The sequence below is a fragment of the Kitasatospora sp. NPDC001540 genome (genome assembly GCF_042894345.1).
Lineage (GTDB): Bacteria > Actinomycetota > Actinomycetes > Streptomycetales > Streptomycetaceae > Kitasatospora > Kitasatospora phosalacinea_C.
Genome location: NZ_JBIAVO010000046.1, coordinates 44,775 through 58,289, shown reverse-complemented (window position 1 = coordinate 58,289; position 13,515 = coordinate 44,775). Strand labels below are relative to the sequence as shown.

The window sequence follows — 13,515 nt, the reverse complement described above, 5'->3', positions numbered from 1 at the left end:
AGACCCACCGCCCGGTCGGCACCGGTGGAGTCCAGCGCTGGGGTGGACGCGCATAAGCCCGAGCCCCGCCGGGGGGCGGGGGGGGGCCGCCCGCGGGGGGGGGGGGCCCCCCCCCCGGCGCGTTTGCGTCGCGTCCGCGTTCGCGGTGCTGACGCCGGGTCAGTGCCGCCTGCCGCAACCGCCGTTCGCCGCGCTACGGTGGCCGGGTGCCCGATCCGAACACCGCTGCCGCCGACACCGTCACCGACGACGCCCTCGCCGCCGCTGCCGCCTTCCAGGCCGAGCGCCGCTACCTGGGCGCGGTGGCCTACCGCCTGCTGGGCTCGGTCGCCGACGCCGAGGACGCGCTCCAGGACGCCTGGCTGCGCTGGCAGTCCGCCGACCGGACGGACGTCGCCGACCCGCGCGCGTACCTGACCACGGTGGTCACCCGGCTCTGCTACGACCAGCTGGGCTCGGCCCGGGCCCGCCGGGAGGCGTACGTCGGCGAGTGGCTGCCGGAGCCGGTGCTGGCGGACGCCGCGGACTCCCCCGCCGAGGTGGCCGAACTGGGCGAGCAGGTGTCGGTGGCGATGCTGGCGGTGATGGAGCAGCTGACCCCGGCCGAGCGGGCGGCGTTCGTGCTGCACGACGTGTTCGCGGTCGGCTTCGACGAGATCGCCCCGGTGCTGGACCGCTCCCCCGAGGCCGCTCGCCAGCTCGCGTCCCGGGCCCGCCGCCGGGTCCGCGGCGGCGGTCGGCGCGCGGCGGTCGACCCGGTCGAGCACCACCGGGTGGTGTCGGCGTTCACCGCCGCGGCGGCCGGCGGCGACCTGGCCACGCTGGTGTCGATGCTCGACCCCGAGGTGGTCTGGCACGCCGACGGCGGCGGCATCGTCAACGCGGTGCGCCGCCCGGTGCACGGCGCGCCGTACGTCACCCGGCTGCTGCGCAAGTTCACCACCCGCGCGATCGCCCCCGACCGCCCGCTGGTGCCCGCCCTGGTCAACGGCGAGGCGGGCGCGGTCTGGTACGCGGCGCCCGGCACGGTCGGCGGCGTCCTGGCGTTCACCGTCGAGAACGGCCTGGTCACCGCCGTGTACGTGATGGTGAACCCGGAGAAGCTCGGGCACCTCCAGGAAGTGTGACCCGGATCACGGTCACGTTCCGGCGGGCTGTCCAGTCCCCCTTCCAGAACCGCAACCGGCGGGGTCACGGAGGAGGACGAGATGACCGGCAAGCACATCGTGGTGATCGGCGCGGGCTACGCGGGGCTGTCCGCCGCCGCCAGGATCGGTCGCGGCCCGGACCGGGTCACCCTGATCGCCCCCGAGCAGCGTTTCACCCACCGGGTCCGGCTGCACGAGCTGGCCGCCGGACGCCAGGTCACCCGCCCCGAGATCGCCCGGGTGCTGCGCGGCCGCAAGGTCACCCACCGGGCCACCCGGGCCGTCGCACTCGACCTGGCCGCCCGCGAGGTGGTCACCGCCGACGGCGACCGGGTGGCGTACGACACCCTGGTGTACGCGCTCGGCAGCCGCACCAGCTGGGGCGGGGTGCCGGGCGCCGCCGAGCACGCGTACCCGACGGAGCGCGCCGAGGAACTGCGCCGGCGGCTCGCCGGGGGCGCGCCCGGGACGCTCGCCGTGGTCGGCGGCGGGGCGACCGGCATCGAACTGGCCACCGAGCTCGCCGAGGCGTACCCGGCCTGGCAGGTCCGGCTGGTCGCGGCCGGGCAGGTCGGCGGCTGGCTGTCGGAGCGCGGCCGGGCGCACGTCCTGGCGGTGCTCGACCGCCTCGGGGCGAAGGTCGACGAGCACCGGCGGGTCACCGCCGTCACCGCGCACGGCCTGACCTGCGAGGACGGGGAGATCCCCGCCGAGGTGGTGGTGTGGGCCGCCTCGATGGAGCCGCAGCCGCTGGCCGCCGAATCCGGCCTGGCCGTCAACGCGCAGGGCCGCGCCCTGGTCGACGACCACCTGCGCTCGGTCTCGCACCCAGAGGTGTACGTGATCGGGGACGCCGCCGCCGTCGAGGTGCCCGGCATCGGCGAACTGCGGATGGCCTGCGCCACCGCGATGCCGCAGGGCCACTACCTGGCCAAGCTGCTCACCGGCCGCACCGACAAGCCCTTCTCGTACCGGTACGCCACCCAGTGCCTGAGCCTGGGGCGCGGCGAGGCGCTGGTGCAGCTGATCCACGGCGACGACTCGGTGCGGCCCCGCGTGCTGACCGGCGCGACCGGGCGGCTGGTCAAGGCGGGCAACATCCGGGCCGGCCCGGTTGCGGGGGTTTAAACCGGGCCCGGCAAACGCCCGCCGTTAAACGCCGCCCTAAACCCCCCGCGGGGCGGGCCCCCCCCCCGGGGGGGCCCCCCCCCCCCGGCGGCGTCATGGCGCCCCGGAGACTACTTCTTCTCCTTCGGGGCCTCCGCGTCCGTCGACAGCGCGGCGATGAAGGCCTCCTGCGGGACCTCCACCCGGCCGACCATCTTCATCCGCTTCTTGCCCTCCTTCTGCTTCTCCAGCAGCTTGCGCTTGCGCGAGATGTCACCGCCGTAGCACTTGGCGAGGACGTCCTTGCGGATCGCCCGGACCGTCTCGCGGGCGATCACCCGGGAGCCGATCGCGGCCTGGATCGGCACCTCGAACTGCTGGCGCGGGATCAGCTTCTGCAGCTTGCCGGCCATCATCACGCCGTAGTTGTAGGCCTTGTCCTTGTGCACGATCGCGGAGAACGCGTCCACCGCGTCGCCGTGCAGCAGGATGTCGACCTTGACCAGGTTGGCGGACTGCTCGCCGATGGGCTCGTAGTCGAGCGAGGCGTAGCCGCGGGTCTTGGACTTCAGCTGGTCGAAGAAGTCGAAGACGATCTCGGCCAGCGGCAGGGTGTAGCGCAGCTCGACCCGGTCCTCGGAGAGGTAGTCCATGCCCTGCAGGGTGCCGCGGCGGGACTGGCAGAGCTCCATGATCGCGCCGACGAATTCGTTCGGGGCGAGGATGGTGCCGCGCACCACCGGCTCGTACACCTCGGCGATCTTGCCGGTGGGGAACTCGCTCGGGTTGGTGACGGTGTGCTCGGTGCCGTCCTCCATGATCACCCGGTAGACCACGTTCGGGGCGGTGGAGATCAGGTCGAGGTTGAACTCGCGCTCCAGGCGCTCCCGGATGATCTCCAGGTGCAGCAGGCCGAGGAAGCCGCAGCGGTAGCCGAAGCCGAGCGCCACCGAGGTCTCCGGCTCGTAGACCAGCGCGGCGTCGTTCAGCCGCAGCTTGTCCAGGGCGTCGCGCAGCAGCGGGTAGTCCGAGCCGTCCAGCGGGTAGAGGCCGGAGAACACCATCGGGCGCGGGTCCTTGTAGCCGCCGAGGGCCTCGGTGGCGCCCTTGTTCTGCGAGGTGATGGTGTCGCCGACCTTGGACTGCCGGACGTCCTTCACACCGGTGATGATGTAGCCGACCTCGCCGACGCCGAGGCCGTCGGCGACCTTGGGCTCGGGCGAGATGACGCCGATCTCCAGCAGCTCGTGGGTCGCGCCGGTGGACATCATGGCGATCCGCTCGCGCTTGGTGAGCTGGCCGTCGACCACGCGGACGTAGGTGACCACGCCGCGGTAGGCGTCGTACACCGAGTCGAAGATCATCGCGCGGGCCGGGGCCTCCTTGACGCCGACCGGGGCCGGGATCTTCTCGACCACGTGGTCGAGCAGGTCCTCGACGCCGAGGCCGGTCTTCGCGGAGACCTTCAGCACGTCGTCCGGGTCGCAGCCGATGATGTGCGCGATCTCGGCGGCGTACTTCTCCGGCTGGGCGGCCGGGAGGTCGATCTTGTTGAGCACCGGGATGATCGTGAGGTCGTTCTCCAGCGCCAGGTACAGGTTGGCGAGGGTCTGCGCCTCGATGCCCTGGGCGGCGTCGACCACCAGGATGGTCCCCTCGCAGGCCGCGAGGGAGCGGGACACCTCGTACGTGAAGTCCACGTGGCCCGGGGTGTCGATCATGTTGAGGATGTGCGTCGTGCCCGCGCGCTCACCGGACCGCGGCGCCCACGGGAGGCGGACGGCCTGGGACTTGATGGTGATGCCGCGCTCGCGCTCGATGTCCATCCGGTCGAGGTACTGGGCGCGCATCTGCCGGGGGTCCACCACGCCGGTGATCTGCAGCATCCGGTCGGCGAGCGTCGACTTGCCGTGGTCGATGTGGGCGATGATGCAGAAGTTGCGGATCACCGCCGGGTCAGTACGGCTGGGCTCTGGCACGTTGCTGGGGGTCGCGGGCACCTTGGTCCGATTTCTGATCCGATCAATATGGTTCCGTCCATCCTCCCATGCCGAACGGCCCGCGGTCCCTTCCCGCCCGAGCGGACGTGCGGGACGATCGCCCCATGATCTTGGAAAGCGCCCTGCTCGACGTCCGCCCCGGCCAGGAAGGAGCCTTCCTCGCCGCCTTCGCCGAGGCCCGCCCGCTGATCGCCGCCCAGCGCGGCTTCCGCTCCCTCGAACTGCGCCGCTGCCTGGACGCGGGCAGCACCTCCCGCTTCCTGCTGCAGGTCGGCTGGGACACCCTGGAGGACCACACCGAGGGCTTCCGCCGCTCTCCCGAGTACGGGCGCTGGCGCGAACTGCTGCACCACTTCTACGACCCGTTCCCGACCGTCGAGCACTACGGCGAACCGCTGCTCACCGCCTGACGGGCCGTCGGCCGCGGGGCCCCGCGGTCCGGTTTGGGCCGACCGGGACGGCCCTGGTAGCGTGGGCGGCTGCACTCCGCCACCGGCATGCCCTCTCAGCAGTCCGGACGGCAACCGGAGTGCGACCCGTCGTAGCAACGATTCACACAGACTGAGGCTCTTTCGTGGCGAACATCAAGTCCCAGATCAAGCGCAACAAGACCAACGAGAAGGCGCGCCTGCGCAACAAGGCCGTCAAGTCCTCGCTGAAGACCGCCCTGCGCAAGGCCCGCGAGGCCGCCGCCGCCGGTGAGACCGAGAAGGCCACCGAGCTCGCCCGCGCCGCCTCCAAGGCCCTCGACAAGGCCGTGAGCAAGGGCGTCATCCACAAGAACCAGGCCGCCAACAAGAAGTCGGCGATCACCAAGCGCGTCAACGCCGCCGCCTGACCCAGGCCCTTCCCGCACGGCCCCGCCGTGCGCCCGGTGCCCCTCGGCACCACCCGGTCGGCGTGACCCCGCGGCCCTCTACCCGCCACCGCCGACCACCCGCTCCCGGAGCCCCGGCCCTCTACCCGGAGCTCCGACGAGCAGCACGACCCGTACCGCACGCGGCCTGCGTTCGCCACGCGGGTGCGGTACACCAGCTTCACAGCTCCACGGTGAGAGCGCCCCGCGCGGGCCCTCACCCCACTGCCCGCCCGGGCCTCCCGGGCGGGCAGTCGGCGTTCCGGCTCCACCGGCCGGACCGACGCCCGGGCCCACCCCAGTGCCCCGACGCCCCAGTGCCTCGGCGCCCGGCGTCCCGGGCCGTCAACGACCTCAGCCGGCGCCTGCCCGTCCCACGGGTCGGCGCGACCTGCCACGTCGGCCGACCCCGCGCCCGTCCGGTTCCCCTGTTTCCCGTCGGCCCGGCGCGGAGCGCCCCGGAGGCCCTCCCCCGGCCCCGTGCCAACTGCTAGTAGGAGCGGGACCCGGCCCTGGAGGCGCGGGCGACGGCGACGACGGCCCGCTCGAGCGCGTACGCGGGGTCGTCGGAGCCGCCCTTCACGGCGGCGTCGGCCTCGGCGACGGCGGTCAGCGCGGCGGCCACTCCGTCGCCGGTCCAGCCGCGCATCTGCTGGCGCACCCGGTCGATCTTCCAGGGCGGCATGCCGAGTTCGCGCGCCAGGTCGCCGGGCCGCAGGTTGCGGCCCGCGGAGGCGAGTCGGCCGATGCTGCGGACGCCGGAGGCGAGTGCGTAGGTGATGCCGGTCGGCGGCTGGCCGACGGCCAGGGCCCAGCGCAGCCGCTCCAGGGCCTCGGCGGCCCGGCCGGTCACCGCGAGGTCCGCCACCTCGAAGCCCGTCGCCTCGGCGCGACCGCTGTAGTACTTGGCGACCGCCGTCTCGTCGATCGGACCTTCCACGTCAGCCGTCAACTGGCTGCACGCGGCGGACAGTTCCCGCAGGTCGCTGCCCAGCGCGTCCAGCAGCGCCTGGCAGGCCTCGGGGGTGACGGCCCGCCCCAGGGTGCGGAACTCGTTGCGGATGAAGGCCAGCTTCTCGTTCGCCTTGGTGAGCTTCGCGCAGGCGACCTCCCGGGCGCCCGCCTTCTTCGCCGCGTCCAGCAGCCCCTTGCCCTTGGCGCCGCCCGCGTGCACCAGTACCATGATCACTTCTTCGACGGGCGACTCCAGGTACGCCTTGACCTCCTTGACCGAGTCGGCCGAGAGGTCCTGCGCGGCCCTGACCACGATGACCTTCCGCTCGGCGAAGAGCGAGGGCGTGGTGAGCTCCGCCAACTGGCCCGGTTGCAGGGCTCCCGGCGCGAGGTCCCGGACGTCCGTCTCCGGGTCCGCCGCCCGCGCCGCGGCCACCACCTCGGCGACCGCGCGGTCGAGCAGCAGCTCCTCCTGGCCGACCGCAACGGTCAGCGGGGCGAGCAGGTCGTCGGGTGCACTCTTCCTGGCCATCGCATACCAGGATCGCACGCCGCGACGACAGCCCACCGCGCCACGGCCCTTCCCCCATCATCCTCCCGCTCCTTTCCCGCACGCGTGTCCGCACCCCGGCCGGGAGCCGGGGCCGATGCCGTGCCTGCCCCGGGGCTGAGGAAAATGATGACGTGATCGAGAACAATGACCGTCAGTTGCTCGTCCTCCCCGACCGCGATGCGGCGGAAGAGGTTGCTGAGGAGTTGAGCGTGCGTTGGCCCGAGCTGGGCGACGTCGAAGTGGTCCGGGAGTCCCTCGCCGGGGAGGACGACGCCGAGGACGCCCAGTGGCTGGTGGTGGTCGAGGCCCCTGAGGACGAGGGCTGGACCACCCGGTTGCTGACCGAGCTCGACCAGCTCGTCGCCGAACAGGACGGCTGGCGGGAACAGGGCTGACGCTCGCTCCTCCCACCACCCGACCGACCACCCACGACGCTCACCGGTCCGCCCGAACGAGGTGCCCCACCCGTTCGGGCGGGCGTTCCCCCCACCGCCCACCGCTCCGGTGCCCGCCCCCGGTCCCGGCGGTCAGCCGTGACCCGGGTGCGGGTGCGCCGCCACGGCCAGGGTCCGCGCGTCGCCCAGGACCGCGATGTCCCCGGAGCGGTCGGTCCGGACCACCGTCGCACCGAGCGCCCTCAGCCCGGCGAGGGTCCGAGGTGCCGGATGCCCGTACGGGTTGCCCGCCCCGCAGGAGATCAGGGCCAGCCGCGGACGGAGCGCGGCCATCAGCGACCAGTCCTGGTTCGCCGACCCGTGGTGCGCCACCTTGAGGACGTCCACCCTCCCCACCCCCGGCGGCCCCGGACCGCTCCGGGCCGCACTCCGGTCGGCATCCACCGTCCGCCCTGTCCGGGCTGCGGGCTCTTCCTCCTTGCCTGCCGGGGGAGTTGGCACACCACCGCCACCGTTCGTTCCTTCCTCCGGCGCCCGGGAGAAGGGCCGGGGCGGTTCGCCGAGGGCCAGCACCGCAGCCTGGGCCGGGGGTTCCAGGTCTCCGAGCAGGGCGACTCGCAGCGGGGCTGCGGACGGGCCGAGCACGGCGAGGATCGCGATGCTGGAGTTGTTCGGCCCCTCGGCGTCGGCTGCCGGGGGCGAGGTCGGCCACAGGACCTCCCAGGCCAGTTCCGCACCGGCGGTGCGCCGTTCACCGCGCTGCGCGTGCTCCACCGGGATGCCGTCGGCCGCCGCCCAGCGGAGCACCCGGGACCGTTCGCCGTCCGACTCTTCCGTGTTCGTCACCTCGATCGCACCGATCGACCGACCGCGCAGCACTCCTGGGACGCCTTCCACGTGGTCGGCGTGGAAGTGGGTCAGGATCAACAGCGGGACTCGGACCACGCCGAGGCTCCGCAGGCAGGTGTCGGCCGCCTTGGGATCCGGCCCGGCGTCCACCACCACGGCACTCTCCGGCCCGACGGGCAGCACCGTCATGTCGCCCTGTCCGATGTCGCACACCGCCAGCCGCCAACCCGGTGCGGGCCAGCCGGTCGCCAGCCGGACGACGGCCGGCGGACGCAACAGCACCAGCGGCAGCAGCAGGGCGGCCACGAGGGCGACCAGCGCCCTGCTCCGACGGTGCCGCAGCCGTCGGTCGGCCAGTAGCGGCGGTAGCGCCCAGACCAGCGACACGATCACCACCACCAGCAGGACCGCACCGAACGGCCCGGCGGGCCAGGCAAGTTCGGCCCCCGGCAGTTCCGCCCCGCGCCGGGCGACGGTGACCAGCCAGCCGACCGGCAGCGCCGCGAGGTCCGTCAGGAACTCCGCCGCGCCCTTCGAGAGGGGTGCGATCGCGAGCGCACCGAACCCGAGCAGGGTGGCGGGGGCGACCGCGATCTCGGCCAGCAGGTTGCACGGCACCCCGACCAGGCTGATCCGGGGCGCGAGCAGCACGGTGACCGGCGAGCAGAACGCCTGCGCCGCCGCGGTGGCACCGACCGCCGACGCCAGGTGGTGCGGCCAGCGTCGGGCCCGGAGCGCCGCCGTCCACCGCGGGCCGAGCACCAGCAGCCCGGCAGTGGCCAGCGCCGAGAGCAGGAACCCGTACGAACGGGCCAGGTACGGGTCGGTCAGGACCAGGAGCAGGACCGCACCGGCCAGTGCCGGGACGCCTCTCCTCGGCCGGCCGGTGGCCAGGGCCAGGAGTCCGATCAACCCGGTGGCAGCGGCTCTGAGCACGCTCGGGTCGGGTCGGCAGACGGTGACGAAGGCCAGCGTCAGGGCGGTTCCGAGCAGGGCCGTGGTCCGGAACGAGAGGCCAAGCAGCCCGGCCAGGCCGCCGCGGGCGGGGGTGTCGGGTTCGCTCGGTGCGCCACCGACCAGGACGGCCAGGACGATCGCCAGGTTGGCGCCGCTCACCGCGACCAGGTGACCGAGGTCGGTGGCCCGGAAGGCGTCCGACAGGTCGTCGGGCAGTCCGGACACGTCGCCCACCACCAGCCCGGGAAGCAGCCCCCGGGTGTCCGGCGGCAGGTGGTCGCAGGCGTCGCGGAGCCCTTTGCGGAGGTGGGCCGCGAGACGCTGCGGGAGGTTCGGCGGCGCGATGAGACGCGGCGGCCCCTGCGGGACGAGCAGCGCCGCGCTGTCGGTACGGCGTCCCCCTCGCGACCCGCCCGCGGCCTGCGGTTGTTCCGGCAGTACTTCTGCTCGTAACTCCAGTGCGGTGGAAGGGGTCAACTGCTGCCACGGGTAGTCCTCCTGGGAGCGGATCAGCAGGGTGACGGGGGTGCGGGTGGCTGTCGGCGGCGACGCGGGGTCACCCCCGGAGGCGGGGTGGGTGCGGATTCGGGTGACGAGGGCGGCGACGGTGAGGGTGGGGCGGGACAGCGAGCTGCCCCGGGTGTGCGGGTCGTGCTGCTTCGGATCGCCCGTGACGGTCAACTCGACGGTGACCTCGGGGTTGGCGGGTTTCTCCTCGGCCGGTTCCGTCGCACCTCGCTCGTCGCCGTCGGCCTGCTGCCCGGCCCGGGTGGACGGTGGCGCGGTCGGCGGAAGGGGTGGGCGGGCCAGCGCGGGCAGCGGGCCCCGGTGCAGGTCGGCGGTGTGCAGGACGGTGGTGGTGGCCGCCGCGGCAGCGGTCAGCAGGACGGCGGCGGTCAGGCGGTGGAGCGAACGGCGCGGTCCTTTCGTGCGGAGCAGGGCGGGGGAGACCGCCGCGGCCACCAGTGCGGCCACGAGCAGTGTCGGATGTCGGTCGGGACCCAGGCCGAGGACCGCGGCGGCGACCGCCCATGCGGTGCAGGCCGGGAGGATCAGCCGGTAGTCGGTCCGGTGGTGGGTGCGGGGAGGTGTGGCCGCCATCGGGTACCTCCTCTCGGCATGGGCGGCGGTCGGCATCGTGCGGGTGGCGGCGGTCGGCATCGTGCGGGTGGCGGTGGAGGCAGCGGGCGGGTTTCAACGGACGTGCCCAGCAGAGCGGTTGATCGCCGCGCACGGAGCGGCAGGGGCTGGCGGCAGGGGCACGGCCTCCGATCGGCAGGACGGGTGTTCTCGTGGCGGCCTCGGCGCGGGAGCTGAGGCCCGGACAGAGCGCGGGATCGGGCGGTGGGGCGCCCTTCTCCGCTGCAGGCGGGCACGACGGGAAGTGGGGCCGCGGCGGGTCGGGACGGTGGCTCGGTGCGCCCCGTCGGCAGGCGGCGGCCCTGCCGACCGGGAACAACATGGCGCAGCGGCTTGTCGGGCGGGTGGCACCTCCTCATGAGGGGTCGCGGAGAGCGGACCGGGGTCGACCTGGCGGTCGGTCCGGAAGCCGGCGGGGTCAGGAGGTCAGAGGGTCAGGAGTGGCTTGAGGTCTTCGTACTTCCGCGGTCCGATGCCCGGGACGTGGCGGAGTTGGTCGAGCGACTGGAAGGGGCCGTGGGTGAGGCGGTACTGCAGGATGCGCTGGGCCAGGGCGGGTCCCACACCGGGGAGCGAGTCGAGTTGCTCCGCCCCGGCGTGGTTGAGGCTCACGGGGCCCGTGGGGGCGGCCGGGACCGCACCACCAGGCAGGGGGTCGGTGCCCACGAGGATCTGTTCTCCATCGGTGAGTGGACGGGCGAGGTTGAGGAGGCCGGTGTCGGCGCCGGGCAGCGGTCCGCCTGCGGCGGTCAGCGCGTCGGCGACCCGTGAACCCGCGGGGAGGGTTCGCAGGCCGGGGCTCTGGACTTTCCCGGCGATGTCGATGACGAGGGGTGGACTGGTCGACGGGGGTACGGGCGCTCCTTCCTCGGCCCGGTCGGAAACGGCTTCCGCCGTGGCGATGGTCGGGACGGCGACGGGGTGCGGCCGGGCCAGCCAGAAGTGCTGGACGGCGTAGCCGGTGGCGAGGACGAGCAGGACGGTCAGGCCGAGCACGGCCCGGCGGTCGAGGGCGTACGCGGCGGGGAGGCGGAACCGCAGCGGGAGTTTCGGCGGGGCGGTGGAAGGCACGGCGACAGGGTTCGGAACCGGTCGGGGCACGGGCGGCGGATCCGGGTCCGACAGGCTGTCGGCCCAGTGGTCGTCCGGGGGGTCGAAGGGTGTGAAGGGCTTCTGTGCGGCAGCCCCGTCCGGGGCGGGCTCCTCGGCGGGAGGGTCCCGTTCCGGTGGCGAGTCGGTGCCGCCGTGGCCGGAGGGGGTTGTGCGGGCGACCGCGGCGCCGGGGTCGGGGGCGGCCCGCGCGGGCGCAGCCACCGACTCCGACTCGGCCGGTTCAGCGGGCCCGGCGACGCCGCGTCCGGCCTCCGGCGGCCCGCCCGGGTCGTCCTCCGGCGCCGCCGCCCCGGCGTTCTCCGCGCCGTGGCCCAGTCGCGGGGCCGGTTCTGCGGCGCTTCCGGGGTGAGGTTCGAGGTGGTCGTCGGGGGCGGTGGGCGGGTCGGTCGGGAAGAGCCGGTCGAGGCGGGCCCGGGCGGTCTCGGTGGTCTGGCGTCGGCGGGTCTGGGGTGTGGTGATGGTCCTCATGGCGAGGACAGTAGAACGGCCCCGACGGGCCGTCGGAGAATTCGTCCGCCCCTGTGGACAACTCGGGGTTGTGGATAACTCCTGTCGCTCGAACGGGTGATTCCAGCCCGTGTCAGTGCGACGATGCGATGATCGGAGACACCACTACGGCCAGCAGGCCGGGGCCGACGTGCGCACCGATGACAGCTCCGACCTCGCTGACGTAGAGCCCCTGCAGGCCGGGGACCCGGTCCCGCAGCCGCTCCGCCAGCGGTTCGGCCCGCTGCTCGGCGGCGAGGTGGTGGACGGTGATGTCGACCGGCTGCTGCCCGGCGCGCTCGACGGCGATCTCCTCCAGCCTGGCGATCGCCCGGGAGGCCGTGCGGACCTTCTCCAGCGGCTCGATCCGGCCACCGGCCAGGTGCAGCAGCGGTTTCACCGCCAGCGCGGAGCCGACCAGTGCCTGGGCGGTTCCGATCCGTCCGCCCCGCCGAAGGTGCTCCAGGGTGTCGACGTAGAAGAAGCCCGCGGTGCCGGCGGCCCGGCTCTCGGCGGCGGCGACCACCAGGTCGAGGTCCGCCCCGGTGGCCCCGGCGCCCGTTCCGCCGCCGCCCGCCGCAGCGCTCCCGGCGTCCGAGCCCCCCGAACCGACCCGGGCCGCGTCCAGGGCCTCGGCCGATTCGGCGGCGGCCAGGACGCAGCTGCCCAGGGCCATGCCGACGAGCCGGCTGTCGACCACCCGGACCGGGATCGGCACGGTGGAGGCCGCCAACTGGGCGGCCTCCACCGTGCCGGAGAGCTCGGCCGACAGGTGGATCGAGACGATGCCCCGCGCACCGGCCTCGGCGGCGGCCCGGTAGGCGGCGGCGAAGGTCTCGGGGCTGGGGCGGGAAGTGGTCACCCGCTGCTTGGAACGCAGGGCCTCGGCGACGTCCTTCGGGGAGATCTCGACGCCTTCCGCGAAGACCCCGTCACCGACCGCGACGCTGAGCGGTACCACGCGGATGCGGTGCCGGTCCACCGCCTCCTGGGGCAGGTACGCGGTGGAATCCGTGACAAGTGCGAGGTGGCCGGGCATGAGCCGGAGGTTACCCGCCGCCGGGCCGGGAGGACAGCGCCCGCAGTTCGATGGTTTGCCCCCGAATGCGCCGGGTAACTTCTCCGAACACGGACGGCGACCACCTCGTGACGCGGGGTCAGGGGCGGTTGGGTCCCGCCGGGTTCGGCTTGCGGAGGCGGTCGGCGAGGCGGGAGAGCGGCTCGGCGGCCAGCCCGAGCAGTTCCTCGGCGCTGGTCGGGCGGCCGGCACCGAGCCCCTTCCTCCGGTCCACGGGCTCCTCGGCGGCAGCGGCGGCCGCTCCCTGGGGGCCCTTCAGGAAGTCCGCAGCCCCGGCCGTGCCCTCGGCGGCGGGCTCGGCCGGGGTCCAGTGGCGCAGCGCTCCGGCTTCGTCCTGGCACTCCTTGCCGAGCCGGGCGAGCTCGTCGTCGGCGAAACGGCGCATCCGGTCCTGGGCGGCCCATCGCAGGGAGTCCGCGGAGTGGGTGATCCGCTCGGCGCGCTCGCGCAGCTCAGGGAGCTTGGCGGCGACCCGGCCGCTGATCGGCTCGCGTTCCAGCATGCGGAGTTCGGCATCGAGTTCCGCGGCGTGCGAGTCGAGGCGGGTGAGCAACTGGAGGGCGTCCCCGAGCTGGCCGTCCTGCGGCAGGCCGGACTGCAGGACCTGGCGGGTGGAGTCCAGTGCGGTGCGCAGGGACAGCCGGAGCGCGGCGATCCGGCCCTGCTCTCCCGGCCTGGTGATGCTCTTCGCCTTCAGGGCGGCGTTCTCCATCGCCCGCTGGGCGTTGGCGCTGTGCCGGTCGACCTTGGCCGCCATCGCCTTCGCCGCCTTCACCGTTCCGACCACAGCCATCACCAGCAGCGCGACCCCGAACAGCGCGACCAGCGCCACCACCACACCGAGCGCTTCCATCGGGAGCCCACCTTCCGCCCGTGACC

General features: G+C 74.0%; 11 protein-coding genes. 5 read left to right on the top strand and 6 right to left on the bottom strand.

Annotated elements, in window-relative coordinates:
• Positions 1–206 precede the first annotated feature (206 nt).
• Together sigJ and ACFY00_RS34320 are read left to right on the top strand one after the other, a co-directional pair.
• Positions 207–1,127: an RNA polymerase sigma factor SigJ gene (gene sigJ / locus ACFY00_RS34325; RefSeq protein WP_388037143.1), complete on the top strand. Its 921-nt coding sequence runs from the start codon at positions 207–209 to the stop codon at positions 1,125–1,127.
• Positions 1,128–1,208: 81 nt separating this feature from the next.
• Entirely contained in the window at positions 1,209–2,276 is a 1,068-nt protein-coding gene (locus tag ACFY00_RS34320; protein ID WP_388037140.1) for an NAD(P)/FAD-dependent oxidoreductase, read from the top strand.
• 110 nt (positions 2,277–2,386) lie between these two features.
• Here the strand turns inward: ACFY00_RS34320 and lepA are convergent, their stop codons facing one another.
• A complete protein-coding gene (gene lepA, locus ACFY00_RS34315) occupies positions 2,387–4,255 on the bottom strand; it encodes a translation elongation factor 4 (protein ID WP_388037138.1) in 1,869 nt (622 codons plus the stop codon).
• A 104-nt stretch (positions 4,256–4,359) separates the two neighbouring features.
• On the opposite strand from lepA, the gene ACFY00_RS34310 reads away from it, so the two are divergent.
• Positions 4,360–4,665 carry an antibiotic biosynthesis monooxygenase family protein gene (locus ACFY00_RS34310; RefSeq protein ID WP_388037135.1) on the top strand — a complete coding sequence of 102 codons (306 nt, stop codon included), beginning with the start codon at positions 4,360–4,362 and terminating at the stop codon, positions 4,663–4,665.
• Positions 4,666–4,829: 164 nt separating this feature from the next.
• Positions 4,830–5,093 carry a 30S ribosomal protein S20 gene (rpsT, locus tag ACFY00_RS34305; protein WP_345697010.1) on the top strand — a complete coding sequence of 88 codons (264 nt, stop codon included), beginning with the start codon at positions 4,830–4,832 and terminating at the stop codon, positions 5,091–5,093.
• A gap of 508 nt (positions 5,094–5,601) precedes the next feature.
• Here the strand turns inward: rpsT and holA are convergent.
• Positions 5,602–6,597 (bottom strand): DNA polymerase III subunit delta, encoded by a 996-nt coding sequence (holA, locus tag ACFY00_RS34300; protein WP_388037132.1) that lies wholly within the window; start codon positions 6,595–6,597, stop codon positions 5,602–5,604.
• Positions 6,598–6,749: 152 nt separating this feature from the next.
• Between holA and ACFY00_RS34295 the strand changes: the two genes are divergently transcribed.
• Positions 6,750–7,013, top strand: coding sequence for a hypothetical protein (locus tag ACFY00_RS34295; protein ID WP_388037129.1), 264 nt, complete (start codon positions 6,750–6,752; stop codon positions 7,011–7,013).
• A 132-nt stretch (positions 7,014–7,145) separates the two neighbouring features.
• Here the strand turns inward: ACFY00_RS34295 and ACFY00_RS34290 are convergent, their stop codons facing one another.
• The 4 genes from ACFY00_RS34290 to ACFY00_RS34275 all read right to left on the bottom strand — a co-directional run bounded on the left by ACFY00_RS34290 (position 7,146) and on the right by ACFY00_RS34275 (position 13,489).
• Positions 7,146–9,920: a ComEC/Rec2 family competence protein gene (locus ACFY00_RS34290; protein WP_388037126.1), complete on the bottom strand. Its 2,775-nt coding sequence runs from the start codon at positions 9,918–9,920 to the stop codon at positions 7,146–7,148.
• 465 nt (positions 9,921–10,385) lie between these two features.
• A complete protein-coding gene (locus ACFY00_RS34285) occupies positions 10,386–11,540 on the bottom strand; it encodes a helix-hairpin-helix domain-containing protein (protein ID WP_388037123.1) in 1,155 nt (384 codons plus the stop codon).
• A 112-nt stretch (positions 11,541–11,652) separates the two neighbouring features.
• Positions 11,653–12,597: a DegV family protein gene (locus tag ACFY00_RS34280; protein WP_388037121.1), complete on the bottom strand. Its 945-nt coding sequence runs from the start codon at positions 12,595–12,597 to the stop codon at positions 11,653–11,655.
• Positions 12,598–12,715: 118 nt separating this feature from the next.
• Positions 12,716–13,489: a hypothetical protein gene (locus ACFY00_RS34275; RefSeq protein WP_388037119.1), complete on the bottom strand. Its 774-nt coding sequence runs from the start codon at positions 13,487–13,489 to the stop codon at positions 12,716–12,718.
• Between the last annotated feature and the right edge of the window lie 26 nt (positions 13,490–13,515).